The organism is Streptomyces sp. NPDC001822 (assembly GCF_042892135.1).
Lineage (GTDB): Bacteria > Actinomycetota > Actinomycetes > Streptomycetales > Streptomycetaceae > Streptomyces.
Map to the genome: position 1 here is coordinate 276,452 of NZ_JBIATW010000009.1, position 24,828 is coordinate 301,279.

The following is a 24,828-nucleotide window of genomic DNA, read 5'->3' on the forward strand; positions in this document are numbered from 1 at the left end:
GTCACTGGATCCGCAGGACGCCCGCGGCCAGGCACATCACGGAGCCGATTCCGAGGAGCACGACGACGCCCTTGGGCATCCCCTGCTTCCAGAAGGAGTAGACGCCGCCCGCCAGGAACAGGCCGACGACGATGAGAATGGTGTTGAGGCCGGTCACAGCGCGCCCTTCGTGGAGGGCAGGATGCCGGCGGCGCGCGGGTCGTGCTCGCTGGCGTAACGGAGCGCGCGGGCCAGTGCCTTGAACTGGCATTCCACGATGTGGTGGGCGTTGCGGCCGTACGGGACGTGGACGTGCAGCGCGATCTGCGCCTGCGCGACGAAGGACTCCAGGATGTGCCGGGTCATCGTCGTGTCGTACTCGCCGATCATCGGCGCCATCTTCTCCGGCTCGGTGTGCACCAGGTAGGGGCGGCCGGAGAGGTCGACGGTGACCTGGGCGAGCGACTCGTCCAGCGGGACCGTGCAGTTGCCGAAGCGGTAGATGCCGACCTTGTCGCCGAGCGCCTGCCTGAAGGCCGCGCCGAGCGCGAGGGCGGTGTCCTCGATGGTGTGGTGCGAGTCGATGTGCAGGTCGCCCTCGGTCTTGACCGTGAGGTCGAAGAGTCCGTGCCGGCCGAGCTGGTCGAGCATGTGGTCGTAGAAGCCGACCCCGGTCGCGACGTCGACCTTGCCGGTGCCGTCGAGGTCGATCTCGACGAGCACGGAGGTCTCCTTGGTGGTCCGCTGCACCCTGCCTACGCGGCTCATGCGTCGTGCTCCTTCTTCAGTTCGCGCACCGCATCGAGGAACGCGTCGTTCTCTGCCGGGGTCCCCGCGGAGACCCGCAGCCACCCCGGTACGCCGTTGTCCCGGACCAGGACGCCCCGGTCGAGGATCTCCCGCCAGGCGGCGTGGCTGTCGGCGAAGCGGCCGAACTGGACGAAGTTGGCGTCCGAGTCGGTCACGGCGAAGCCGAGCTCCCGCAGCCCGCCGACCAGCCGGTCGCGCTCGCTCTTGAGCTGCGCGACGTACCCGAGCAGCGTATCGGTGTGCTCCAGGGCGGCGAGCGCGGTGGCCTGGGTGACGGAGGACAGGTGGTAGGGCAGGCGCACCAGCTGCACGGCGTCGACGACGGCCGGGGCCGCGGCGAGGTAGCCGAGGCGCAGGCCCGCGGCGCCGAAGGCCTTGGACATGGTGCGCGAGAGCACCAGGTGGGGGCGGCCCTCGATGAGCGGGAGCAGGGAGGGGTGGTGGCTGAACTCGCCGTACGCCTCGTCGATGACGACCATCGAGGGCCGGGCGGCCTGGGCGGCGTCGTACAGCGCGACGACCGTGTCCGCGTCGACGGCGGTGCCGGTGGGGTTGTTGGGCGAGGTGATGAAGACGACTTCCGGCCGGTGCTCGGCGATGGCCTTCCTCGCGGCCTCCACGTCGATGGTGAAGTCCTCGTTGCGCGGGCCGGAGATCCAGCCGGTGCCGGTGCCGCGGGCGATGAGGGCGTGCATGGAGTACGAGGGTTCGAAGCCGATCGCGGTGCGCCCGGGGCCGCCGAAGGTCTGCAGGAGCTGCTGGAGGATCTCGTTGGAGCCGTTGGCCGCCCAGACTCCGGCGGCGGTGACCTCGTGTCCGGCGGTGCGGGTGAGGTAGCGGGCGAGCTCGGTGCGGAGCTCGACGGCGTCACGGTCGGGGTAGCGGTTGAGGTCGCGGGCGGCCTCGCGGACCCGTTCGGCGATGCGGTCGACGAGCGCGTCGGGCAGCGGGTAGGGGTTCTCGTTGGTGTTCAGCCGGACCGGCACGTCGAGCTGGGGCGCGCCGTACGGGGACTGGCCGCGCAGCTCGTCGCGGATCGGGAGCGCGTCCCAGGCGTTGGTGCTGTTCGTCACGCTTGCGGAACCTTCCAGCCGAACCTGGCCTTGAGCGCGGCGCCGTGGGCGGGGAGGTCCTCCGCCTCGGCGAGGGTCACCACGTGGTGGGTGACCTCGGCGAGGGCGTCGCGGGTGTAGTCGACGATGTGGATGCCGCGCAGGAAGGACTGCACGGAGAGGCCCGAGGAGTGGCAGGCGCAGCCGCCGGTGGGCAGGACGTGGTTGGAGCCGGCGCAGTAGTCGCCGAGGGAGACGGGCGACCAGGGGCCGACGAAGACGGCCCCCGCGTTGCGGACCCGGTCGGCGACGGCGGCGGCGTTCTCCGTCTGGATCTCCAGGTGTTCGGCCGCGTAGGCGTCGACGACCCTGAGTCCGTCCTCGATGTCCCGGACGAGGACGATCGCGGACTGGCGGCCGGCCAGTGCGGGACCGATCCGGTCGGTGACGTGCCGGGTCGCGGCGACCTGGGGCTTCAGTTCGGCCTCGGTGGCCGCGGCGAGCTCCTCCGAGTCGGTGACGAGGACGGCGGCGGCCAGGGGGTCGTGCTCGGCCTGGCTGATCAGGTCGGCGGCGACGTGCACGGGGTCGGCGCTCGCGTCGGCGAGGATCGCGATCTCGGTGGGGCCGGCCTCGGCGTCGATGCCGACGCGGCCCTTGAGGAGGCGCTTGGCGGCGGCGACGTAGATGTTGCCGGGTCCGGTGACGAGGTTCACGGGCGGGCAGTCCTCGGTGCCGTACGCGAACATCGCGACGGCCTGGGCGCCGCCGGCGGCGTACACCTCGTCGACGCCGAGGAGGGCGCAGGCCGCGAGGATCGTGGGGTGCGGCAGGCCGCCGAACTCCTTCTGCGGCGGGGACGCGACGGCGATGCCCTCGACGCCCGCCTCCTGGGCCGGGACCACGTTCATGACGACGGACGAGGGGTAGACCGAGCGGCCGCCGGGGACGTAGAGCCCGACGCGCTCGACGGGCACCCACTTCTCGGTGACGGTGCCGCCGGGGACGACCTGGGTGGTGTGCGTGGCGCGGCGCTGCTCGTGGTGGACGAGGCGGGCGCGGCGGACCGACTCCTCCAGTGCGGCGCGCACGGCGGGGTCGAGGGCTTCCAGGGCCGCGTCGACGGCCTCGGCGGGGACCCGGACCGAGTCCAGCCGCACGCCGTCGAACTTCTCTCCCCAGTCGATCACTGCCGCCGAGCCACGATGGCGTACGTCCTCGCAGATGGGCCGCACCGTCTCCAGGGCGGCTTCCACGTCGAACTCGGCACGGGGCAGCAGGTCGCGCAGGGCGCCGCCCTCGGGGAGGGCGGTGGCGCGCAGATCGATTCGAGAGATCACACCGCAATTCTCTCAGACCGGTTACGGCGCCCGGTCGCCCGTATCACTGGCTGATACATGCCCCGGCTGTCACTGCTGACCGTTAGCGTTCACGTCGTCACACAGCGGGAAGAACGGCTGTACGAAGCGCGGGGCGATCCGCGCGGGGCGGAGGTGGGGCGGTGACCGAACCGCACGACGGCGAGATCCCGGACGGGCTCAGCGCGGCGGAGCTGGGCATGTGGCAGTCGTTCCGGAACGGCACGACCTACGATCTGCGTTCCCACGACCCGGTGCGTGACGATCCGTTCGCGCCGCTCGTCTGGGGGCCCGAACGGAGTGTCGGCGCGAGGACGGTGGCGAGGCTGCTGCTGAGCGGGCCGGCGGCGCGGCCCGGGCGGGTGGCGGCGCTGAAGCTCCGGGGGGTGCGCATCACGGGGAAGCTGGACCTGGCGGGCGGGCGTGTCTCGCCGTACGTGGAGCTGACGGGCTGCCGCTTCGAGCAGGAGGTGGTCCTGCCCGAGTGCCATTTCACGACCCTGCGGATGGTGGGCTGCGCGGTGCCGCGCCTGGACGCGGCCCGGCTGCACACGGAGGGCGACCTGCACCTGCCGCGCTGCCGCATCGAGCGCGGCATCCGGCTGACCGACGCCCAGATCGGCACGGACCTGCTGATCAACCAGCTCTTCGCCGGACCGGACCGGCGCGGCCGTGCCTTCGTCGGCGACGGCATGTCGGTGGCGCAGGACCTGCAGGCCGAGATGATCGACACGCGCGGCGAGCTGAGCCTGCGCGGAGCGAAGGTCGGCGGGTCGCTGAGCCTGCGCGGGAGCCGCCTGCGCGCCTCGGACGGACGGCGGGCGCTGAACGCCCCGCAGCTCACCGTGGAGCGCTCGCTGTACATGACGGAGGCCTGGGTCAGCGTCGAGACGGGGAACCAGGGCACCACACCGCCGTACGGCATCGCGCGCGGCGGCGGCCCGGCGCGCGGGACCCGGGCCCAGGTCTTCGAGTGCCGGGGGGCCGTGCGGCTGGACGACGGGCGGTTCGGGGACGCGGTGGACCTGCACAAGGCCCGGTTCGCCCTCACCGGACGCGAGGAGCTGTCGCTGCGCAGGATCGTCACCCCGGAGCTGCGCTTCAACGCGGAGCGGCCGAGCGAGGGCAGGGTCGTGCTGAACGGCGCGAAGGTCGTGACGCTGATCGACGTGTCGACCAGCTGGCCCGGCCCGGGCGGCCTGTCGATGAGCGGTTTCGTCTACGAGAACCTCGTCCCGTACGGCCACTTCCCGCTCTCCCGGCGCCTGGAGTGGGTCCTGGCCGCGACGCCGGAGTACGTGCCGGAGCCCTACGAGCGCCTCGCGACGGTGATGCGCAACTGCGGCGAGGACGCCGACGCCCGCGAGGTGCTGCTGGCCAAGCAGCGGCGCAGGCGCGAGACACTCCCGCTCGCGGGCAGGATCTGGGGCTATCTGCAGGACTGGACGGTGGCGTACGGCTACCGTCCGGGCCGCGCGCTGGTGTGGATGGCGGTGCTGTGGGCTGCGGGGGCGGTGGCCTTCTCGCAGTACCGCCCGGAGTCGATCAAGGGGACCGAGCATCCGCAGTGGAATCCCGCGCTCTACGCACTGGATCTGCTGGTGCCGGTGATCGATCTCGGGCAGGACGGCTACTGGCTGCTGGAGGGCGGCTGGCAGTGGACGGCCGCCGCGCTCGTGCTGCTGGGCTGGATACTGGCCACGACGGTGGCGGCGGGGGCCTCCCGGCTCCTGCGGCGCGGCTGACCGCCGCCGCCCCTCCGGCCCCGGCGGATCCTTGCCGCCCCAGGGGTTCGAAAGGTCTGTCGAGACCCGGCAGGACGGGCGGTGCGCGAGCACCGTACCGTCGGGAACGAGCCGAAGTGGAACGTTTCCTTTGCTTTTTCTTGACTCAACGCAGGGCAACCCTCCCACTCGCCACAGAAGCTTCACAGCGGCCCTCTGGCGCCGTCCCGACCTGCGCTTTTCAATGGTCTGCACCATGGTCTCCCTCCGTGCACTGCTGAGTTCCGCGCGCACGTTCCGGTACGGCCCCGGGCACGCGGCCGGGCTGCCGTCCGACGACGCGGTGCTGCTCGACGCCCCCGACGAGCAGCTCTCCCCCGCGCTGGTCGCCGCGGCCCTGGGCGACTTCGGCCCCGCGGCCAAGCTGCTGGCCACGACCAGGGACGCCGCCGACTGGGAGACCCGCGACCGCAGCCTGTCCCGGCTCACCGCCTTCGCCCGCGGCCGCGACGGCTGGCTGACCGGCTGGCTGGCCGCCTCCCCGCACGATCCGGACGCCCTGCTCGTCAAGGCCGAACTGGCGGTGCGCCGCGCCTGGGAGTCCCCCGCGCACGCCGAGCTGCTGCGCGAGGTCGGCCCGCAGATCACCGCGGCGGCCGAGGCCGACCCGAGAGACCCCGTGCCGTGGCGCCTCGCGCTCGACCACGCCCGCGGCACGCACGCCCCGCACACGGTCTTCGAATCGCTGTGGGAGCAGGCCGTGCGCCGCTCCCCGCACCACTACGGCAGCCATGTCGCGGCGCTGCGGTACCTCTCGGCCGCCTGGTACGGCTCGCACCGCGAGTGCTTCGACTTCGCCGAGCGGGCGGCGGAGGACGCAGCCGCCGACTCCCTGGTGCAGGCGCTCCCCGTACGGGCGGCGTTCGCGCTGCTGCGGGACGAGAAGGCCGCCGCGCGGACGACCTCGGTGCAGCGGGACCGGATCGACGCCGCCGCCGACCTCGCGATCGGGCTGTCCGCCGGGTTCCCCGCCGGTGACCCCTGGCCGGCCGAGGTCCGCAACCTCCTCGCCTACGTCCTGGTGGCCAGGGGCCGCACGACGGAGGCGCTGGAGCAGTTCCGGCTGATCGGGCCCCACGCCACGTCGTTCCCGTGGGCCTCGGTGGCCGGCGAGGCGCTGGGCGCTTTCCTCGACGCGCGGGCGGACACCCGGCGCCGGGCGGCGCCTTCCGGGTGTCCGCGGCGCAGGCCGGAACACAGCGGGCGCCGCGGCCATTAGGCTTGCCCGTTGTGACCACCGCTCGCCTGCCACTCTTCCCGCTGAACGCGGTGCTGTTCCCCGGCCTCGTGCTGCCGCTCAACGTCTTCGAGGAGCGTTATCGCGCCATGATGCGCGAACTGCTCGCGATCGACGAGGACGAACCGCGCCGGTTCGTGGTGGTCGCGATCCGCGACGGCCGCGAGACCGCGCCGACGGCCACCGGGATGCCGGACACCGTCTCCGCCGCGCCCCCCGAGGAGCGGGCGCCGGCCGACGGCTTCGGTCCCGATCCCATCCAGACCTTCCACCGGGTCGGCTGCGTCGCCGACGCGGCGACGATCCGCGAGCGTGCCGACGGGAGCTTCGAGGTCCTGGCGACCGGCACGACGCGGGTCAGGCTGCTCTCCGTCGACACGAGCGGCCCGTTCCTGACGGCGGAGGTCGAGGAACTGCCCGAGGATCCGGGGGCCGCCGAGGGGGAGGACGAGGCCGCGGACGAGGCCGGGGCCCTCGCCGAGGGGGTCCTGCGGGCCTTCCTCAGCTACCAGAAGCGGCTCGCGGGGGCGAGCGAGCGGTCCCTGACGACCGGCGCCGACCTTCCTGACGACCCGTCCGTGGTCTCCTACCTGGTGGCCGCGGCGGCCGTACTGGACGTGCCCTCCAAACAGCGGCTCCTCCAGGCGCCGGACACCGCGACCCGGCTGCGCGAGGAGCTGGCGCTGCTGCGGAAGGAGACGGCGGTCATCCGGCACCTGCCGTCGCTGCCCGCGATCGACCTGACCCGCGCCCCCACGCACCCCAACTGACCCGAGGAGCGGCCCGGTGGCGAAGAAGTCCAGGAAACAGCAGTCCGGCGGAACCCCGGCCACCGTCGCCCTGACCTCGGCCGGCACCGCGTTCACGGTCCACTCCTACGCGCACGACCCGTCGTCGCCGTCCTACGGCGAGGAGGCCGCCGAGGCGCTCGGGGTGCCGCCCGACCGGGTGTTCAAGACCCTGGTCGCCGATGTGGACGGCGAGCTGGTCGTGGCCGTCGTCCCGGTCGCCGGCTCCCTGGACCTCAAGGCCCTGGCGTCGGCGGTGGGCGGCAAACGGGCGGCCATGGCCGACCCCGCCGCGGCGGAACGCACCACGGGCTACGTACGGGGCGGGATCTCCCCGCTGGGCCAGCGCAAACGGCTGCGCACGGTGCTCGACGCGTCGGCCGGGGCGCACCCGACCATCTGCGTCTCGGCGGGCCGCCGCGGTCTGGAGGTCGAGCTGTCGCCGTCGGACCTGGCGGCCCTGACGGGCGCGGCCCTGGCCCCGATCGGCCGCGGCTGACCCGCGCGGCGGCCCGTCAGGAGCGCTCGGGCGGCTGTCCCGGCGTACCGCCGTGCTCGGGGTCGGGACCCACCGGCCCCGGACCGAACGCCGACGCGGGCCCCGCGGGGGCGGGCGGGGCCGAGGGGTCCGGCGCGGCCGTCGGGGGCTCCCCGTAGGGCACGCCCCATTCGGGCTCGGGGTCCCTGGGGCCGAAGAGTGCCGTCAGGCCCAGGTGCACGATCATCGCCGCGATGGGCCAGGCGAGGATCGCCGCCCCGACCGCGTGCAGTTCGAGGGGTGCGTCGAAGGTGACGCCCTGGCCGACCTCCTTGGCGTGGGCGACCACGTCCGAGGTCGGCCCGAACCAGGTGCCGATCCCCCACGCGAGCAGGGAACCGAGCAGCCCGCCCAGGGCGAGCCCCACCACGAGCGGGATGCCGCCGCGCCGGCGGAAGAGGAAGACGGCGACGGCCGACACCAGACCGAAGGCCAGGGCGAGCAGGACGAACGTGCCGTCGGCTCCGATGGCCTGCTCGCCCTCGCTGTTCTTCAGGAACACGGCCGTCTCGTCGGAGACCAGGGGCACCCGGGGCGCCAGCAGCAGCCACAGCAGCCCGAGCGCGACACCGGCGACCGTCAGCAGTGCGGCGATCACGGCGCCCTGGCGCAGCTCCGCGCGCCGCTCGGACGCCTCCGGCTTCTCTCCGCCGGGCACGGCGTGGGACCCGGACGGCGGATCCTGCCACGGGTCGTGGGGCTGGGGCTGGTGCGGCGGCGTCAACGGTGCTGTCACGGTGCCATCGTGCCAGGCCGCCCCGCGTGCCGCCTCACCGGACCGCCGCCGGACGGACCTCACCGCCGCGCGGGCGCGGCCGGACCCGCCGCACCCCGGCGGGCACGGGTCAGCGCACGGCCGCCCGGCGGTACGCCCAGGTGGCGACGGCCAGGGACAGCACGCCGACGGCCGCGCACACCGCGAGGTCCAGGCCGACGACCGCCCAGTCGGGGTGGGCGTCGAACGAGCGCGACAGCGCCTCGACGCCGTACGTCGACGGGAGCAGGTCACGCGCCCAGCCGACGGGGCCGGGCAGCCGCTCGGCGGGCAGCACGCCCAGCAGCAGCGCGGCGGACATGCCCAGCTGCCCGAGCAGCGTCGCCAGCTCCTGCCTCGGTGCCAGCAGCCCGAGCGCGGCGCCCAGCCCCGAGAGCGCCGCGCCGGAGAGCGGGATGACCGCGACGAGCACCCAGAGGTGTGTCATGGGCAGCCCGAACAGCGCACTGCCCGCCACCGCCGTGACGATCGTGCCCGGCACCGTGAACGAGGCGTACGCACCCGCGGCCCCCAGCACCACCGCGGCGGGCGGGACCGGCAGGGTGGCGTAGTGGTCGAGGCCGCCGTCGGCCCGGAGCCGGCCGAAGTACTGGGCGAGCAGGTTCAGCGCGACGAAGGCCACGACCAGGACGCTCGATCCCGCGACCACGGCCCGCGCCTCCGCGCCGCCGTCGACGACCCCGCGCATCAGCACCATGATCCCGACGGACTGGAACGTGGCGACGAACAGCAGCGGGATCCGGGCGACCCTCGCCCGCGAGAGCTGCGCCCGGTAGACGGCCGCGAGCGAGGGCAGCAGCCCGGCCCTCGGCGCGAGGGCGGCGGGCGCGGTACGGGCGGCCCCTCCGGTCCGTACCGCGGAGGTCCGCGCCGCCTTCGGTCCCGTCGTCTTCGCGGACTCCGTGGGAACGATGCTCGTCACCTGGCACTGCTCCCGTTCGACTCCGGCTCGTATCCCGACACGCTGACGCTCACGCCTTCACCAGTCCCTCGGTGGCCCTGGCCGCGTCCCCGCCGAGCGCCAGATAGACGTCCTCCAGGCTGGGTGTGGCCAGGGTGAAGTCGTCCAGCGAGGAGAACGCCGCCCCGCCGGTCACCGCGGCCACCGCGGCCCGCGCCTCGTCTGGCCCGAGCCGCAGCACCCACCGGCGCCCGGACTCCTGCGCCAGGGCGCGCAGCGCGGCGACCTCGGGGACGTCCAGCGGCGCCCGCTCGCGCCACACCAGTTCGACCCGGACCTCGCCGGCCACCCGCTCCTTGAGCCCGGCCGGCGTGTCGCAGGCGATGACCCTGCCGCGTTCCATGACGGCGACCCGGTCAAGGACCGTCTCCGCCTCGATCACGTTGTGGGTCACGAGCAGGACCGTCGCGCCGTTCTCCGCCCGGCGCCGGTCCACGGCGGACCAGACGGCGCGCCGGGCCACGGGGTCCATCCCGGTCGTCGGCTCGTCCAGCACCAGGACAGGGCGCTCGCCGACCAGCGCCGCGGCGAAGCAGGCGAGCCGCCGCTGGCCGCCGGACAGCTTGTTCAGCGGGCGCCCGGCGAGCGCGGTCAGCCCCAGCTCCTCCAGCACGTCGTCGCGCGCGGCCCGCGCCTGGCGCACCGGGAGGCCCCTGAGCCGCCCGGTGGTCTCCGCGGCGAGCGACACGGTCAGCTCGTCGAGGGCGGTGGACTCCTGGCCCAGATAGCCGATGAGCCGTGAGGCGCGCTCGGGGTGGCGCACGAGATCGTGCCCCAGCACCTCGACGCACCCGGAGTCCGGGCGCATCAGCCCGGTGAGCTGGCGCACGAGCGTGGTCTTGCCCGCGCCGTTGGGCCCGAGCAGGCCGAAGATCTCGCCGCGCTCGACGTCGAGGCGGACACCGTCGGTGGCGCGCACCTCGGGCGTGGCGGCCCGGCCGCGCCGGGCGCGGACGGCGGGATAGGTCTTCACCAGATCACGCACCGCGCACACGGTCCCGGTCCCGGTCTGTGCCTGTGCTGTGCCCGTACTCACGAGGAATGAGACTACGGGGTCGGATGCCCCGGATTGCGCCCGGGGCCGGGCAGCGCCGCCCTTTCGGTGCCGGGGTCAGTCCCCCGCGGGGACGTGTTCGGCCGCCGCCCGGACGTCGATCTCCCGCCAGAACCCGGCACGGATGGCATAGCGGTCGTGCTCGTCGATCTGGTCGTCCTTGTGCGCGAGCAGCCCGAAGCGCGCCGCGTAGCGCAGGAGCTCGCCGTCGATGCGGTGCGGGATGCGGGGGTACATGGTGGACAGTTTCTGCAGGTGGACCGTCTCGGGGAGGCGTTCCATCCAGCGCCGGGCGAAGACCTGGCCGACCTCGAAGGGGTCGCCGCCGACGGTGGTGATGTCCTCCTCCCGGTCCGCCCAGCGCTGCTCGGCGCTCGTGAGCTGGGCCAGGGTCGGCAGCGACGCGGTCTCGGCGGGCTCCCCCAGGGGGCCGCCGCGCTCCACCCATCCCCTGTCCGACGACCAGCGCAGCGTGGCGTTGCCGACGGGCGGCTGTACGGGGTGGTGTGCGGCCTGCGGCCCGGGCGCGCGCAGGCTCGCGAGGTCCTTGGGGGTCGGTACGCCCTTGTGGCCGGGCGGGGGCTGCGTGTGGGGGGCGGGCTCCTCGGTCACCGCGCCGGCGCCGTTGCGGGCCGCGGCCTGCGCCTCCGACGCGCGCTCGGCCGAGGCCGCGAGCGCGGCCTCGGGCAGCGGCGCGGAGAGGATCGCGGCGATCTCGGGACGCGGGGCCGGCGGCGGCGCGCAGATTCCGCCCGTCTCCTTGGCGCGTACGGCCTTGGTGATCCAGGCCCGGTCGAGCACGCGCCGCTCGTCGGCCTCCGCGACCAGGTCCTCGGACTGGTTGTAGTCGCCGTCGGCCGCCTGCACGGCCCACAGGTGGACGGCGACACCGTGTTCCTTCGCCGACATGAGCCCCGGCAGCAGGTCGCCGTCGCCGGTCACGAGCACCACGTCGGAGCAGGCGCGATTTCTGGCCAGCTCGGTGAGCTCGGCGTGCATGGCCGCGTCGACGCCCTTCTGCGCCCACCGCCCGTCACTCCGTGTGAGGGCTCCGAGCCGAACGGTGACCCGGGGCATGACGCGCAGCCGGCGGTGTTCGGGCTGCGGCACGCGGTCGGGAGCGCCGTCGAACCAGTAGATGCGCAGCAGCGGCTGTTCCGTGTCGGCTTCGGCCCGCTCGCGCAGCCCCTGGATCAGCGCCGCGTGGTCCACGGTGATGCGGGAACGGGCGGGTTCTCCGGCCAGCAGACTCGCGGCTGCGCCCAGCAGGTAGCCGGCGTCCACCAGGACGACGCAACGGTCCACGCGTTCCACCCTCTTCCGGGAATTCGTGAGCGGATCAGCGTGGCCCGGGCAAGGGGGTCGGTCTGCTCACCCGGGGTTCGCTCACTCAGGGTTTCCTTCGAGTCTGCCCGACGGCGAGGGGGTTGAGGTCCGGAACTCGATCATCGGCGTGGCGGATCCGGAAAACGGCGCATCATACCTCCCGAATCACGTTGAGTGATGATCCAACATGCGGCTTATACGGTGCTATGTGAGTCTGACAGCGGTTCTGGACCCCCCGGATCCCTCTCCCTCACAGGAGGCATCAGCACCATGGCCAAGAACAAGAACCGCAAGCAGGGCAGTCAGCACGACCGCGCGTCCGCCGCCGAGCGCGGCGCGGAGGACGCCAAGTCGTCGGCGTACGAGTCGCAGACCCAGCCGCAGTCGCAGGCTCAGGGCAGCCCGTCCGACGTCGCCCGCAAGCACCAGAAGCGCTTCGGCCACAACTGACGGCCCGCGGGGCCGACAGGCCGAGAGGGGCGCCCCGCCGTCGGCGGGGCGCCCCTCTCGCGGGTGCGGGCAGGGCGGCCGTCAGCCGGCCAGGCAGGACGGGCCGAGCAGCACCTTCAGGTCGCCGAAGAGGGCGGGGTCGGGCTTGACCCGGTGCCGGTCGAGCCGCAGGACGGTGGTCTTGCGCGGGCCCTGGAGCCTGATGCGCACCTCGGTGTCGCCCCGGTGGCTGCTGAGGACCTCGCCGAGCCGGCTGACCATGGGCGGGGTGACCCTGACCGTGGGGATGGTCAGCACGACGGGCGCGTTGGACCCGGCGTTGGAGATGTCCGGGACCTGCATCTCCATCGCGACGAGGCGCGGCACGTCCTCCCGCTTGTCGAGACGGCCCTTGACGAAGACGACGGTGTCCTCCACGAGCTGCGTGGAGACCAGCTGGTAGGTCGCCGGGAAGAACATGCACTCGATGGAGCCCGCGAGGTCCTCGACCGTGGCGATGGCCCAGGCGTTGCCCTGCTTGGTCATCTTGCGCTGGAGGCCGGAGATGATGCCGCCCACGGTGACGATCGCCCCGTCGGCGTGCTCCCCGCCGGTGAGCTGCGAGATCGCCGCGTCCGACTTGTCGGACAGGACGTGCTCCAGCCCGAAGAGCGGGTGGTCGGAGACGTAGAGGCCGAGCATCTCGCGCTCCTGCGCGAGCAGGTAGGACTTCTCCCACTCGATGTCGGAGAACTCGACGTCGAGGCCGAAGCCCGGCTCGTCGCTCGCCTCGTCGCCCATGCCGCCGAAGAGGTCGAACTGCCCCTCGGCCTCCTTGCGCTTGACCTGCACCACGTTGTCGATCATCGGCTCGTGGTGGGCGACGAGCCCCTTGCGGGTGTGTCCCATCTCGTCGAAGGCGCCGGCCTTGATGAGCGACTCGACGGTGCGCTTGTTGCAGACGACCGCCTCGACCTTGTCGAGGAAGTCGGGGAACGTGGAGTACTTCCCCTTCGCCTTGCGGCACCTGATGATCGAGTCGACCACGTTCTGGCCGACGTTGCGGACGGCGGTCAGTCCGAAGAGGATCACGTCGTCACCCTGGGCGGCGAAGTTCGACTCGGACTCGTTGACGTTCGGCGGGAGCACCTTGATGCCCATGCGCCGGCACTCGTTGAGGTAGACCGCGGACTTGTCCTTGTCGTCCTTCACGGACGTCAGCAGGGCCGCCATGTATTCGGCGGGGTAGTTCGCCTTGAGGTAGGCGGTCCAGTAGGTGACCAGGCCGTACGCCGAGGAGTGCGCCTTGTTGAACGCGTATCCGGCGAAGGGCACCAGGACGTCCCACAGCGCCTTGATGGCCGCGTCGGAGAAGCCGTTCTTCTTGGCGCCGGCCTCGAACAGGACGAAGTTCTTCGCCAGCTCGTCGGGCTTCTTCTTGCCCATCACGCGGCGCAGGATGTCGGCCTCGCCCAGCGAGTAGCCGGCGACGATCTGGGCGGCCTTCTGCACCTGCTCCTGGTACACGATCAGGCCGTAGGTGAGCCCGAGGACCTCCTTGAGGGGCTCCTCCAGCTCCGGGTGGATCGGGGTGATCTCCTGCCGGGCGTTCTTGCGCTCGGCGTAGTTCGTGTGCGAGTTCATGCCCATCGGGCCCGGCCGGTAGAGCGCCGAGACGGCGGAGATGTCCTCGAAGTTGTCGGGCTGCATCTGGCGCAGCAGCGAGCGCATGGGGCCGCCGTCGAACTGGAACACCCCGAGCGTGTCGCCCCGGCAGAGCAGCTCGTACGTCTTCGGGTCGTCCAGCGGCAGGGCGAGCATCTCCAGCTCGACGCCCTTGTTGGCCTTCACCATCTTGATGGCGTCGTCCATGATCGTCAGGTTGCGCAGGCCGAGGAAGTCCATCTTCAGCAGGCCGAGCGACTCGCACTGGGGGTAGTCCCACTGCGTGATGGTGACGCCGTCGGTGTGCCGGACCCAGACGGGGGCGTGGTCGACGATGGGCTCGCTGGACATGATCACGCCGGCCGCGTGCACGCCCATCTGCCGGACGAGGCCCTCGACGCCCTTGGCGGTGTCGATGACCTTCTGGACGTCCGGCTCGTTCTCGTACATCCCCCGGATCTCGCCGGCCTCGCTGTAGCGCGGGTGCTTCGGGTCGGTGATGCCGCTGAGGTCGATGCCCTTGCCGAGGACGTCGGCGGGCATGGCCTTGGTGAGCCGGTCGCCCATCGCGTAGGGGTAGCCCAGGACACGCGCGGAGTCCTTGATCGCGTTCTTGGCCTTGATCTTGCCGTAGGTGCCGATCATGGCGACCTTGTCGGCGCCGTACTTCTCGGTGACGTAACGGATGACCTCGACGCGCCTGCGCTCGTCGAAGTCGATGTCGACGTCGGGCATGGACACGCGCTCGGGGTTGAGGAACCGCTCGAAGATCAGTCCGTGCGTGATCGGGTCGAGGTCGGTGATGCCCATGGCGTACGCGACGATCGAGCCCGCCGCGGAGCCTCGGCCGGGCCCGACCGCGATGCCGTTGTTCTTGGCCCACATGATGAAGTCGGCGACGACGAGGAAGTACCCCGGGAACCCCATCTGGATGATGATGTCCATCTCGTACTCGGCCTGCTTCTGCCGGTCGTCGGGCACACCGTCCGGGTAGCGGCGGCCCATGCCGGCCCGGACCTCCTCCTGGAACCAGGTGACCTCGGTGAAGCCCTCGGGGATCTCGAACTTCGGCATGAGGTCGCGCTTCTCGAACATGCCCGCGGTGTCGATCTGCTGCGCGACCAGCAGCGTGTTGGCACAGCCCTCCTGCCAGGCGTCCGAGGAGTCGACGCCGTACATCTCGTCCGTCGTCTTGAGGTAGTAGCCCGTGCCGTCGAAGCGGAAGCGGTCCGGGTCGGAGAGGTTCTTGCCGGTCTGGATGCAGAGCAGGGCGTCGTGCGCGGTCGCCTCGTTGGCGTAGGTGTAGTGCGAGTCGTTCGTCACGAGCGGCGGGATGCCGAGCTTCCTGCCGATCTCCAGGAGCCCGTCGCGGACCCGGCGCTCGATCTCGATGCCGTGGTCCATCAGCTCCAGGAAGTACCTGCCCTCGCCGAAGATGTCCTTGTAGTCGGACGCGGCCTGGACCGCCTCGTCGAACTGCCCGAGCCGCAGCCGCGTCTGCACCTCGCCGGAGGGGCACCCGGTGGAGGCGATGAGGCCCTCGGACCACTGGGAGATGGTCTCCTTGTCCATGCGGGGCCACTTCTGCAGCCAGCCCTCGGCGTACGCGTCCGAGGAGAGCCTGAAGAGGTTGTGCAGTCCGGTGCTGTTCGCCGCCCAGATCGTCTTGTGGGTGTAACCGCCGGAACCCGAGACGTCGTCGCGCTTCTGGTGCGGCTGGCCCCACTGGATCTTGCGCTTGTGCTTGCGCGACTCGGGCGCGACGTAGGCCTCGATCCCGATGATCGGGGTCACCCCGGCCTTCTTCGCCGAGTGGAAGAAGTCGTACGCCCCGTGGAGGTTGCCGTGGTCGGTCATGGCGATGTGCGACATGCCCATGTCGTTGCACGCCTCGAACATGTCCTTGAGCCGCGCGGCACCGTCCAGCAGCGAGTACTGGGTGTGGACGTGCAGGTGCGTGAAGGGCGGCTTGCTCACGGCGCTGTGCCTCCGGAATTCGGGAACGGGTGGGGCGCGGGGCGCCTCTGCGACGAGTGGTGATCGGGCGACGGCGGGGAGATGACGGCTTGGGGGGACAGCGTGGAAGTCTACGTCTCCGAGGTGACAAGCGGCGGGCACTCCGGGGTACGGTCGCGCGTTGGTAGAACGGGACGCCCGTCCCATTTGTCATGTACGCCATGCACCCAGGAGGCACCCAGCGATGTCGGACACGCAGACCGGCGCAGAGCAGCGCGGGGAGCAGATTCTCGCCGTTTTCGACACCGCTTTCGGCGAGCTCCTCGCCGCCGATCCCGCAGCCTTCCGGGTCAAGTTCCGCAAGATGGCGGGGTCCGCCTTCGCCTTCTACCGGGGCTCGGCCGGCCTGTTCTACGCCGACCTGGACCGCGAGCAGAACGGCGGCCCGTACCTCGACGAGCGGACCAGCCGGGTCTGGATCCACGGCGATCTGCACGCCGAGAACTTCGGCACGTACATGGACGCCAACGGCCGCCTCGTGTTCAACGTCAACGACTTCGACGAGGCCTACGTGGGCCCGTTCACCTGGGACCTCAAGCGCTTCGCCGCCTCCGTCGCCCTGATCGGCTACGCGAAGGCGCTGGGCGACGACCAGATCTCCGAGCTCGTCCGGGTCTTCGCCGGGGCCTACCGCGAGCGGATCCACGCACTGGCGACGGGCGCCAAGAACGACGAGGTGCCGCCCTTCACCCTGGACACCGCGGAGGGCCCCCTGCTGGGAGCGCTCCGGGTGGCCCGTTCCCTCACCCGCTTCGGTCTGCTGGACTCGATGACGGAGATCCGGGACTTCGAGCGCCGCTTCGGAGCGGGCGGCGGGGCGATCGACCTGGACGCCGCCACGCGCTACAAGGTCCTCGCCGCGTTCGACGGCTACCTGGAGACGCTGCCGGAGTCGAGCCTGACCCGGCCCGACTCCTACCGGGTCAAGGACGTCGTCGGGCGCCGCGGCATCGGCATCGGATCGGCCGGCCTGCCGTCGTACAACATCCTCCTGGAGGGCAACAGCGACGCCCTGGAGAACGACGTGGTGATCTACGTCAAGCAGGCGCAGACCCCCGCGGTCTCCCGGCACATCACGGACGCCGCCGTGCGGGACTACTTCCAGCACGAGGGGCACCGCACGGTGATCTCGCAGCGGGCGCTCCAGGCGCACGCCGACCCGTGGCTGGGCTGGACCGAGCTGGACGGTGCCGGTCAGCTCGTGGCCGAGGTGTCGCCGTACGCGGTGGACCTGGACTGGTCCGAGATCGACGAGCCCGAGGAGATCGCGGCGGTCGTCGCGGACCTCGGCCGGGCCACGGCGACGATGCACTCGGCGGCCGACGACGAGAGCGGTCACTCACTGGTGCCGTTCTCCACCGAGCGCGCCATCGACGCGGCCATCGCGGCCGACGAGGAGGGCTTCGCGGAGCTGCTGGTCGACTTCGCGCACAGCTACGGCGCGCGCGCCCGCGGCGACCACCAGATCTTCGTGGACCTCTTCCGCAACGGCCGCATCCCGGGCCTGTAGGCCGGGCCGACAGGTCCTTAGGGCTCGCTTACAGGAACGCATGGCACACTCTCCGGCGATGGACGTATCAGGGACGCAGATCAGAGCGGTACGCGCGGCGCTGTTCACCGCGCTCGTCGTCACGCTCTCCTCCGCGTCCCACGTGCTGCTCTCCCGGGTGCCCCTGCCGGTGGCGGCGGTCGCCCTGCTGGCCGCCGCCGTCTTCGCCGTCGCGTTCGCCCTGGCGGGCCGGGAGCGCGGTTTCGGGGCGATCGCCGGGCTGCTGGTTCCGCTGGAGCTGGCGGCCGACACGGTGTTCACCACCGGCCAGCACCTCTGCTACGGCGCGGCGGGCGGCCCCATCGCGGGGCCGCTGCGCTCCGTGGGTTTCGACGTGCTCTGCGGCGGCGAGGCCGGAGCGGGCCCGGACGGGCTCTCCGGTGTCGCCTCCGTCGGCACGCCGCTGGCCGGGGTGGCCGGCGGTCCCGCGGCCCTGCTGGCGTCGCCGGGCCCGGCCGTCCCGTGGCTGCTGCTGGCCGCACACGTCTCGGTCGGGCTCCTGGCGGCGGCCTGGCTGCGCCGCGGCGAGTCGGCTCTCGCCGGGCTCCTGCGCTCCGCCGCCGACTTCGCCTTCCGGCCGCTGCTGACCGCGGCCGCCGCGACCCGCGCGACGGCGCGGCGCACCCGGCCGGGCATCCGCCGGGGCGACCGCCCGCACCCGCTCGCCCCGGCCCGCTTCCTCGTGCACTCCGTGGGACGAAGGGGCCCTCCGCGCTCGGCCCGCACCTTCGCCTGAGTACGCGGAAAGATCCCTGAGCCACTCCCCCACCTACGGAGCACACCCATGAGCAACCGCAACAGCCACGCCAACAAGTCCGCCGCCCGCGAGCGGCTGCGCGTGGAGCGCGAGCGCCAGGTCAAGAAGGACAAGACCCGCAAGCAGATCGTCGTCGGCGTCTCCGTCGTCGCCGTGCTGGCGATCGCCGGCGGCGTCAGCTACGGCGTGATGCAGCTGAACAAGCCCTCCGCCTGGGAGGCGGCCGCGGACGCGAAGAACGTCACCGCCCCGAAGAACACCTCGGGCGCCGACGGCACGACCGTCGTCATCGGCAAGGCCGACGCCAAGAAGACCCTGGAGCTGTACGAGGACTCGCGCTGCCCGATCTGCGCCACCTTCGAGCAGACGGTCGGCAAGACGGTGACCGGCGACGTCGACGCCGGCAAGTACAAGATCAAGTACGTCGGTGCGACCTTCATCGACAACTCCGACAGCGGTGAGGGCTCGAAGAACGCGCTGAGCGCGCTGGGCGCGGCGCTCAACGTGAGCCCCGAAGCCTTCCTGGAGTACAAGGCCGCGCTCTACTCCGCGAAGTACCACCCCGAGGAGACCAGCGACAAGTTCGCCAAGGACGCCTACCTCATCGAGGTGGCGGACACGGTGGACGCGCTGAAGGGCAACGCGGCGTTCAAGAAGGACGTCGAGGACGGCACCTACGACGCCTGGGCGATCAAGATGTCCAAGGCGTTCGACAAGAGCGGCGTCCAGGGCACCCCGACCCTGAAGATGGACGGCAAGACGCTCACCGCGGAGGGCAGCAAGAACGCCCCCATGACGGTGGCCGACTTCGAGAAGGCGATCACCGCGGCCCTGAAGGGCTGACGGGAGAACCGCCGCCCGCCGGGGGCGACGGACACAATTCCAGGCGTCATCCGGCCAACAGGCGGGCGAACTTCCCCAGTTCGCCCGCCTGTTCGCTCTACTCGCCAGTAGGGTCATCGTCCGTGACCCGACACCTTTCAGCAGCACCCAGCCGCCGCACGGTCGTCAAGGCCGCCGCGGCCACCGCCGTCGCCGCTCCCGTCATCGCCGCCGCCACCGGCGCACGGGCCGCCGGCGGGCCCGCCTTCCTGCACGGCGTCGCCTCCGGGGACCCGCTGCCCGACGGGATACTCCTGTGGACCCGTGTCACCCCCGCCCCGGACGCCGTGCCCGGTTCGGGCCTCGGCGCCGACACCCCGGTGGACTGGGAGATCGCCGAGGACAGGGCGTTCTCCCGGATCGCCGCCCGGGGCACGACCGTCGCACGGTCCGCGTCCGACCACACCGTCAAGGCCGACGTCCGCGGGCTGCGTCCGGCCACCGCCTACTGGTTCAGGTTCTCGGCGGGCGGCGCCGGGCAGACGGTGCTCTCCCCCGCCGGCCGCACCCGCACGGCGCCCGCCAGGGACGCGGCCGTCCCCGGAGTCCGCTTCGGCGTCGTGTCCTGCGCCAACTGGGAGGCGGGCTGGTTCTCACCGTACCGGCACCTGGCGGCCCGTTCGGACCTGGACGCGGTCCTGCACCTCGGCGACTACATCTACGAGTACGCGTCCGGCAGTTATCCGACCCAGGACACCGTCGTGCGCCCGCACGCCCCGGCGCACGAGATCCTCACCCTGGCCGACTACCGCACGCGGCACGCCACGTACAAGACGGACACCGACCTCCAGTCCCTGCACGCAGCCCATCCGGTGATCGCGATATGGGACGACCACGAGTTCGCCAACGACGCGTGGTCGGGCGGGGCGGAGAACCACACCCCCGCCGCCGAGGGCGCGTGGACCGCCCGGGTGGCCGCGGCGAAGCAGGCGTACTTCGAGTGGATGCCGGTCCGCGCCTCCACCGAGGGAACCGTCTACCGGCGCCTGACCTTCGGCAGCCTGGCCGAGCTGCACCTGCTCGACCTGCGCAGCTTCCGGTCCGAACAGGCGTCGGTCGGCAACGGCGCCGTCGACGACCCGGAGCGCACGGTCACCGGGCGCGCGCAGCTGGACTGGCTGAAGGCCGGGCTCGCCGGGTCGGACGCCGCGTGGAAGCTGGTCGGCACGTCGGTGATGATCTCCCCGGTGGCCTTCGGCGCGCTCCCGGCCCATCTGCTGGCCCCCCTCGCGGAGCTGCTGGGACTGCCCGCGGAGGGTCTGGCGGTCAACGTCGACCAGTGGGACGGCTACACGGACGACCGCAGGGAGCTCATCTCCCACCTGCGCGACAGGGGGATCCGCGACACGGTCTTCCTGACCGGCGACATCCACATGGCGTGGGCCAACGACGTCCCCGTGAAGGCCGCGACGTATCCGCTGTCCGCCTCGGCGGCGACCGAGTTCGTCGTGACCTCGGTGACCTCGGACAACCTGGACGACATCCTGCGGGTGGCCCCGCAGACGGTGTCGCTCGTCGCCGCGGCTGCGGTGAAGGCGGCCAACCGCCATGTGAAATGGGTCGACATGGACTCGCACGGCTACGGCGTCCTCGACGTCACGGCCGAGCGTTCCCAGATGGACTACTACGCCGTCTCCGACAAGACCGCCGAGGACGCGACCTCGTCGTGGGTCCGGTCCTACCGCACCCTCAGGGGCACCCAGCGGATCGAGCGGGTCAGCGCCCCCGTGCGCTGACCGCGGCGAACCGCCGGGGGCCGCAGGCCGGGGGTGCGGCCCCCGGCGCCGGGCTGCAGCGCGCCCAGGAGGTCGGCTACAGCGTGGCGAGGAAGCCGATCGAGACCTTCCAGGTCAGGTCGGCGGCGGCCTGGTCGAAGTCGGGCAGGTCCGGGTCCGTGTAGAGGTGCCCCGCCCCGGGATAGCGGTAGACCTCGACGTCGGCCCCGGTCCGCCGCATCTGGAGGTACCAGCTGTTCAGCCAGTCCGGCGACTCGAAGGCGTCGGGGTCGGCGACGTGCAGCTGCACGGGCAGTTCGTCGACCGAGGCGTTCTCCGCGATGTCCGACGTCCCGTGGAGCAGCAGCAGGCCGCGGGCCTTCGCGTCACCGAGAGCGAGGGTCTGCGCCACCGACGCGCCGAAGGAGAATCCCGCGTACACGAGGCCCTGGTCGGAGTAGGGCGCGGCCGCCAGCACGGCCCGCTTGAGCAGCTCGTCCTTGCCCACCCGGTCCTTGAAGGCCATTCCCTCCTCGACCGTCTCGAAGGTGTGCCCCTCGAAGAGATCGGGCACGCGCACCTCGTGCCCGGCTGCGCGCAGCCGGTCGGCAGACGCGTGCACGGCCGGCCTCAGACCGTAGGTCGAGTGGAAAAGCATGATGTTCATGCGGTCCATGGTGCCAGGCGTGCCCCCGACTCTTGGAGGACGACGGAATGGAGAACCTACTGCGGCCGCTGCTCGTCGTGGGCGGGTCGCTGGTGATCACCCTGCTGGTGGGCTGGCTGGTGGACCTGCTGCTGCGCAGGGCCGACGACCGCCATCACGAGACGCCCGTCTGGGGCCTGCTGAGGCGCTGCCGGCCACCTCTGCAACTGGTGCTCTGCACGGCCCTGCTGAGGGCCAGCTTCGGTCAGCTGAAGCTCGAGATCGTGCGGGAGCACCGGCCCGGGATCAGCCAGGTGCTGACCCTGGTGCTGATCGCGGCGTCGGCCTGGCTGGTCATCCGCGTCGCCGCCACCGTGGTGCAGTCCTCGTACGCGCGTTACGCGACGGGCACCCGTGATCCCGCCCGTGTCCGCCGCGTCCGCACCCAGGTCACGCTGATCCAGCGCGTGGTGACCGCCGTGGTGGCGACGGTGGCCGTGGCGGCGATGCTGCTGACCTTCCCCGCGATGCGCACCGTCGGCACGTCGATGCTGGCGTCCGCCGGTGTCCTCGGCATCGTCGCCGGTGTCGCCGCCCAGTCGACGCTCGGCAACCTCTTCGCGGGGTTCCAGATCGCCTTCGGCGACATGGTGCGGATCGGCGACACCGTGGTGGTGGACGGGGAGTGGGGCACCGTGGAGGAGATCACCCTGACCTTCCTCGCGGTGCGGACCTGGGACGAGCGGCGCATCACCATGCCCGTGTCGTACTTCACGAGCAAGCCGTTCGAGAACTGGTCGCGCGGCGGGGCCCAGATGACCGGCACGGTCTTCCTCCAGCTCGACCACTCCGCCCCGGTCTCCGCCATGCGCGAGAAACTGCGCGACATCCTCGGCGAGTGCGCGGCCTGGGACGGCCGCGACTGGTCCCTGGCGGTGACGGACACCACCCCGTCGACGATCCAGGTGCGGGCCGTGGTCACGGCGAAGGACGCGGACGACATCTGGACGGTGCGCTGCGCCGTGCGGGAACAGCTGATCGGCTGGCTGCGCGACCACCACCCGTACGCGCTGCCGCGGATCGTGACGTCGCCCGCGGCGCTGCCGCCCGGCGACCACTGGCGGGAGCTGACCGGCGCCGAACCGGTCGGCCCGTCCGCCAACGGACGGCACGCCGATCAGGACGCGGCGCCCCGCACCGGGCGCGGCTGACGCCCCCGTCGGCGGCGTCGGCGCAGGCCGCGCACGCCGAGGTCCCGCGAGGGGCGGCCCCGCGCGGTCAGAGCGTGCGGCGCATCGCGCGGTGCGGCATCGCGGCGTCGTCGAACTCGGGTCCGTACGCGCGGTACCCGAGCCGCTCGTAGAAGCCGAGGGCGTGCGTCTGGGCGTGCAGGTCCACGGAGGCCAGGCCCAGCGCGCGGGCCTCCTCCTCGATGGCGCGGACCAGCGCCGCCCCGACACCGAGGCCGCGCGCGGCGCGGGTCACCGCGAGCCGCCCGAGCGAACCGGCCGTGGGGTCGCCATCGGTGCGGTCCGCCGCCGCCGCACCGTGCAGCAGCCGTCCGGTGCCGAGCGCGGAACCGTCCGCGGCGACGGCGATGACGTGCACCGCCGTGGCGTCGTGGACGTCGTACTCGATGTCCTCGGGCACGTTCTGTTCGGCGACGAAGACTTCCTTGCGCACCTGGAAGCAGGCCGCGAGGTCGCTCTCCTCCAGTGCCCTGCGGGTGGTGTACGCGACGGGCCCGGAGCTCATTCGCTCTCCGCAGCGATCGTGTCGAGGGCCCGGCGCAGGTCGTCCGGGTAGGTGCTGGCGAACTCGACCCAGCTGCCGTCGGCGGGGTGCTCGAAGCCGAGCCGGACCGCGTGCAGCCACTGCCGGGTCAGGCCCAGGCGCTTGGCCAGGGTGGGGTCGGCGCCGTAGGTCAGGTCTCCGACGCAGGGGTGCCGGTGCGCCGACATGTGCACGCGGATCTGGTGGGTGCGCCCGGTCTCCAGCTTGATGTCGAGCAGGCTCGCCGCGCGGTAGGCCTCGATGAGGTCGTAGTGCGTCACGGAGGGCTTGCCCTCGGCGGTGACGGCCCACTTGTAGTCGTGCTGCGGGTGACGGCCGATGGGGGCGTCGATCGTGCCGCTCATCGGGTCGGGGTGGCCCTGGACCAGCGCGTGGTACTTCTTCTCGACGACGCGGTCGCGGAACTGGGCCTTGAGCAGGGTGTAGGCCCGCTCGGACTTGGCCACGACCATCAGCCCGGAGGTACCAACGTCCAGCCGGTGCACGATGCCCTGGCGTTCCGAGGCACCCGAGGTCGAGATGCGGTAACCGGCCGCCGCGAGGCCGCCGATGACCGTGGTGCCGGTCCAGCCGGGGCTGGGGTGGGCGGCGACGCCGACCGGCTTCATGATGACGACGATGTCGTCGTCGTCATGGACGATCTCCATGCCCTCGACGGGCTCGGCGACGATCTGGACCGGGGCGGGTGCCTGGGGCATCTCGACCTCCATCCAGGCGCCGCCGTGCACGCGCTCGGACTTCCCGGCCACCGCACCGTCCACCTGCACCTTCCCGGCGGCGGCCAGCTCGGCGGCCTTCGTGCGGGAGAAACCGAACATACGGGAGATGGCGGCGTCGACACGCTCGCCCTCCAGACCGTCGGGTACGGGCAGGGTGCGGACCTCGGGATACGTACTCACCTGTCGAGTATGCCTTGCGCCCGCTAGTCCTTGTGCACGGTGCCGTCGGGGTCCAGACCCCTGAAGGAGAGGATCACGATGAGGATTCCGCCGCACACGATCGCGGAGTCCGCGAGGTTGAAGACGGCGAAGTGGGCGGGGGCGATGAAGTCGACCACGGCGCCCTTGAAGACTCCCGGAGCGCGGAAGATGCGGTCCGTGAGGTTGCCGAGTGCCCCGCCGAGCAGCAGGCCCAGCGCGATCGCCCAGGGCAGGCTGTAGAGCTTGCGGGCCAGCCGGACGATGACGACGATCACGACGGCGGCGATGGCCGTGAAGATCACGGTGAACGCCTCGCCGATCCCGAAGGCGGCGCCCGCGTTGCGGATCGCGTCGAACTTGAGCCAGTCGCCGAAGATCTCGATCGGCTCCTGGTGCTCCAGCTTCGCGACCACGATCATCTTGCTGATCAGGTCCAGCAGGTAGGCGAGGACCGCCACCCCGAGGAGCACCAGGACCTTCTTCCTGCCGCGCCCGCCGCCCGTGCCGTCGCTTCCGGCCGCGGTCGGGTCCTCCGCGGGCTTCCGGGGCTCAGCCCCGTCGGCCCCCTCGGCCTCGGGGATGTCCGGCGTACCGATGATGCGCTCCGCCTCTGCCACGTGAGTCCCTCAACCTAGGTGCCTGACTGAGGACGAGGGTACGACACACCCGGGCGGGGGGGGGGGGGCGGCCCCCCCCCCCCCCCCCCCGGGGGGCCCGGCCCCCCCCCCCCCCCGGGGGGGGGGGGGGGCCCGGCGGGGGGGGGGGGGGGCCCCCCCCCGCCCCGGGGGGCCCC

23 protein-coding genes are annotated in these 24,828 nt (G+C 72.2%); 10 read left to right on the forward strand and 13 right to left on the reverse strand.

The features are described from left to right. Nucleotide 1 precedes the first annotated feature (1 nt). The 4 genes from ACFYY2_RS22420 to hisD are packed head-to-tail and all read right to left on the reverse strand — an operon-like array spanning nt 2 to nt 3,181. Complete coding sequence (locus ACFYY2_RS22420) at nt 2-157, reverse strand: hypothetical protein (protein ID WP_388745519.1); 156 nt, start codon at nt 155-157, stop codon at nt 2-4. Then, a complete protein-coding gene (hisB, locus tag ACFYY2_RS22425; protein WP_388745521.1) occupies nt 154-747 on the reverse strand; it encodes an imidazoleglycerol-phosphate dehydratase HisB in 594 nt (197 codons plus the stop codon). Before hisB ends, ACFYY2_RS22420 begins: the two co-directional genes overlap by 4 nt. Continuing rightward, entirely contained in the window at nt 744-1,862 is a 1,119-nt protein-coding gene (locus ACFYY2_RS22430; protein WP_388745523.1) for a histidinol-phosphate transaminase, read from the reverse strand. The genes hisB and ACFYY2_RS22430 overlap by 4 nt, the downstream gene beginning before the upstream one ends. Beyond that, nucleotides 1,859-3,181 (reverse strand): histidinol dehydrogenase, encoded by a 1,323-nt coding sequence (gene hisD, locus ACFYY2_RS22435; RefSeq protein ID WP_388745525.1) that lies wholly within the window; start codon nt 3,179-3,181, stop codon nt 1,859-1,861. The genes ACFYY2_RS22430 and hisD overlap by 4 nt, the downstream gene beginning before the upstream one ends. A 161-nt stretch (nt 3,182-3,342) precedes the next feature. Between hisD and ACFYY2_RS22440 the strand changes: the two genes are divergently transcribed. The 4 genes from ACFYY2_RS22440 to ybaK all read left to right on the forward strand — a co-directional run bounded on the left by ACFYY2_RS22440 (nt 3,343) and on the right by ybaK (nt 7,507). Further along, nucleotides 3,343-4,944, forward strand: coding sequence for an oxidoreductase (locus ACFYY2_RS22440; RefSeq protein ID WP_388745527.1), 1,602 nt, complete (start codon nt 3,343-3,345; stop codon nt 4,942-4,944). Nucleotides 4,945-5,167: 223 nt separating this feature from the next. Next, nucleotides 5,168-6,202: a hypothetical protein gene (locus tag ACFYY2_RS22445; RefSeq protein ID WP_388745529.1), complete on the forward strand. Its 1,035-nt coding sequence runs from the start codon at nt 5,168-5,170 to the stop codon at nt 6,200-6,202. 11 nt (nt 6,203-6,213) lie between these two features. Then, nucleotides 6,214-6,990: an LON peptidase substrate-binding domain-containing protein gene (locus ACFYY2_RS22450; protein WP_388745531.1), complete on the forward strand. Its 777-nt coding sequence runs from the start codon at nt 6,214-6,216 to the stop codon at nt 6,988-6,990. Nucleotides 6,991-7,006: 16 nt separating this feature from the next. Further along, nucleotides 7,007-7,507, forward strand: a complete 501-nt coding sequence (ybaK, locus tag ACFYY2_RS22455) for a Cys-tRNA(Pro) deacylase (RefSeq protein ID WP_388745533.1) — start codon at nt 7,007-7,009, stop codon at nt 7,505-7,507. A gap of 16 nt (nt 7,508-7,523) precedes the next feature. On the opposite strand, the gene ACFYY2_RS22460 is transcribed toward ybaK, so the two are convergent. From ACFYY2_RS22460 to ACFYY2_RS22475, 4 genes are all read right to left on the reverse strand, one after another. Beyond that, the gene (locus tag ACFYY2_RS22460; protein WP_388745535.1) at nt 7,524-8,282 is read right to left on the reverse strand and encodes an ABC transporter permease; all 759 of its coding nucleotides are present in this window, start codon (nt 8,280-8,282) and stop codon (nt 7,524-7,526) included. Nucleotides 8,283-8,391: 109 nt separating this feature from the next. Next, nucleotides 8,392-9,243 (reverse strand): ABC transporter permease, encoded by an 852-nt coding sequence (locus ACFYY2_RS22465; protein WP_388745537.1) that lies wholly within the window; start codon nt 9,241-9,243, stop codon nt 8,392-8,394. 49 nt (nt 9,244-9,292) lie between these two features. After that, nucleotides 9,293-10,276 carry an ABC transporter ATP-binding protein gene (locus tag ACFYY2_RS22470; RefSeq protein ID WP_388745588.1) on the reverse strand — a complete coding sequence of 328 codons (984 nt, stop codon included), beginning with the start codon at nt 10,274-10,276 and terminating at the stop codon, nt 9,293-9,295. Nucleotides 10,277-10,393: 117 nt separating this feature from the next. Continuing rightward, nucleotides 10,394-11,650: an NYN domain-containing protein gene (locus ACFYY2_RS22475; RefSeq protein ID WP_388745539.1), complete on the reverse strand. Its 1,257-nt coding sequence runs from the start codon at nt 11,648-11,650 to the stop codon at nt 10,394-10,396. A gap of 282 nt (nt 11,651-11,932) precedes the next feature. Here ACFYY2_RS22475 and ACFYY2_RS22480 point away from each other — a divergent pair, with 282 nt between their 5' ends. Then, nucleotides 11,933-12,112 (forward strand): hypothetical protein, encoded by a 180-nt coding sequence (locus ACFYY2_RS22480; protein ID WP_388745541.1) that lies wholly within the window; start codon nt 11,933-11,935, stop codon nt 12,110-12,112. Between the two features lie 81 nt (nt 12,113-12,193). Here ACFYY2_RS22480 and dnaE read toward each other — a convergent pair whose 3' ends face one another. Continuing rightward, nucleotides 12,194-15,733 carry a DNA polymerase III subunit alpha gene (gene dnaE, locus ACFYY2_RS22485; RefSeq protein ID WP_388745543.1) on the reverse strand — a complete coding sequence of 1,180 codons (3,540 nt, stop codon included), beginning with the start codon at nt 15,731-15,733 and terminating at the stop codon, nt 12,194-12,196. Between the two features lie 223 nt (nt 15,734-15,956). Between dnaE and ACFYY2_RS22490 the strand changes: the two genes are divergently transcribed. The 4 genes from ACFYY2_RS22490 to ACFYY2_RS22505 all read left to right on the forward strand — a co-directional run bounded on the left by ACFYY2_RS22490 (nt 15,957) and on the right by ACFYY2_RS22505 (nt 20,696). After that, complete coding sequence (locus ACFYY2_RS22490; RefSeq protein ID WP_388745545.1) at nt 15,957-17,282, forward strand: DUF2252 domain-containing protein; 1,326 nt, start codon at nt 15,957-15,959, stop codon at nt 17,280-17,282. Nucleotides 17,283-17,340: 58 nt separating this feature from the next. Continuing rightward, the gene (locus ACFYY2_RS22495; protein WP_388745547.1) at nt 17,341-18,057 is read left to right on the forward strand and encodes a hypothetical protein; all 717 of its coding nucleotides are present in this window, start codon (nt 17,341-17,343) and stop codon (nt 18,055-18,057) included. A gap of 48 nt (nt 18,058-18,105) precedes the next feature. Continuing rightward, the gene (locus ACFYY2_RS22500) at nt 18,106-18,921 is read left to right on the forward strand and encodes a DsbA family protein (RefSeq protein ID WP_388745549.1); all 816 of its coding nucleotides are present in this window, start codon (nt 18,106-18,108) and stop codon (nt 18,919-18,921) included. A gap of 122 nt (nt 18,922-19,043) precedes the next feature. Beyond that, nucleotides 19,044-20,696 (forward strand): alkaline phosphatase D family protein, encoded by a 1,653-nt coding sequence (locus ACFYY2_RS22505; protein ID WP_388745551.1) that lies wholly within the window; start codon nt 19,044-19,046, stop codon nt 20,694-20,696. A gap of 76 nt (nt 20,697-20,772) precedes the next feature. Here ACFYY2_RS22505 and ACFYY2_RS22510 read toward each other — a convergent pair whose 3' ends face one another. Continuing rightward, nucleotides 20,773-21,351: a dienelactone hydrolase family protein gene (locus tag ACFYY2_RS22510; protein ID WP_388745553.1), complete on the reverse strand. Its 579-nt coding sequence runs from the start codon at nt 21,349-21,351 to the stop codon at nt 20,773-20,775. A gap of 38 nt (nt 21,352-21,389) precedes the next feature. Between ACFYY2_RS22510 and ACFYY2_RS22515 the strand changes: the two genes are divergently transcribed. Next, nucleotides 21,390-22,532: a mechanosensitive ion channel family protein gene (locus tag ACFYY2_RS22515; RefSeq protein ID WP_388745555.1), complete on the forward strand. Its 1,143-nt coding sequence runs from the start codon at nt 21,390-21,392 to the stop codon at nt 22,530-22,532. Nucleotides 22,533-22,599: 67 nt separating this feature from the next. Here ACFYY2_RS22515 and ACFYY2_RS22520 read toward each other — a convergent pair whose 3' ends face one another. The 3 genes from ACFYY2_RS22520 to lspA are packed head-to-tail and all read right to left on the reverse strand — an operon-like array spanning nt 22,600 to nt 24,652. Further along, on the reverse strand, nt 22,600-23,076 hold the full coding sequence (locus tag ACFYY2_RS22520) for a GNAT family N-acetyltransferase (RefSeq protein ID WP_388745557.1): 477 nt from the start codon (nt 23,074-23,076) through the stop codon (nt 22,600-22,602). Continuing rightward, the gene (locus ACFYY2_RS22525; protein WP_388745559.1) at nt 23,073-24,014 is read right to left on the reverse strand and encodes an RluA family pseudouridine synthase; all 942 of its coding nucleotides are present in this window, start codon (nt 24,012-24,014) and stop codon (nt 23,073-23,075) included. The genes ACFYY2_RS22520 and ACFYY2_RS22525 overlap by 4 nt, the downstream gene beginning before the upstream one ends. A 23-nt stretch (nt 24,015-24,037) precedes the next feature. Beyond that, entirely contained in the window at nt 24,038-24,652 is a 615-nt protein-coding gene (lspA, locus tag ACFYY2_RS22530) for a signal peptidase II (RefSeq protein WP_388745561.1), read from the reverse strand. Between the last annotated feature and the right edge of the window lie 176 nt (nt 24,653-24,828).

Excerpts from the sequence above, each read along its gene's own strand:
- ACFYY2_RS22445 (WP_388745529.1), top strand. The coding sequence starts at position 5,168 with ATGGTCTGCACCATGGTCTCCCTCCGTGCACTGCTGAGTTCCGCGCGC.
- ACFYY2_RS22520 (WP_388745557.1), bottom strand. The coding sequence starts at position 23,076 with ATGAGCTCCGGGCCCGTCGCGTACACCACCCGCAGGGCACTGGAGGAG.
- ACFYY2_RS22510 (WP_388745553.1), bottom strand. The coding sequence starts at position 21,351 with ATGGACCGCATGAACATCATGCTTTTCCACTCGACCTACGGTCTGAGG.
- ACFYY2_RS22500 (WP_388745549.1), top strand. The coding sequence starts at position 18,106 with ATGAGCAACCGCAACAGCCACGCCAACAAGTCCGCCGCCCGCGAGCGG.
- ACFYY2_RS22480 (WP_388745541.1), top strand. The coding sequence starts at position 11,933 with ATGGCCAAGAACAAGAACCGCAAGCAGGGCAGTCAGCACGACCGCGCG.
- ACFYY2_RS22490 (WP_388745545.1), top strand. The coding sequence starts at position 15,957 with ATGTCGGACACGCAGACCGGCGCAGAGCAGCGCGGGGAGCAGATTCTC.
- ACFYY2_RS22495 (WP_388745547.1), top strand. The coding sequence starts at position 17,341 with ATGGACGTATCAGGGACGCAGATCAGAGCGGTACGCGCGGCGCTGTTC.
- ACFYY2_RS22515 (WP_388745555.1), top strand. The coding sequence starts at position 21,390 with ATGGAGAACCTACTGCGGCCGCTGCTCGTCGTGGGCGGGTCGCTGGTG.
- hisB (WP_388745521.1), bottom strand. The coding sequence starts at position 747 with ATGAGCCGCGTAGGCAGGGTGCAGCGGACCACCAAGGAGACCTCCGTG.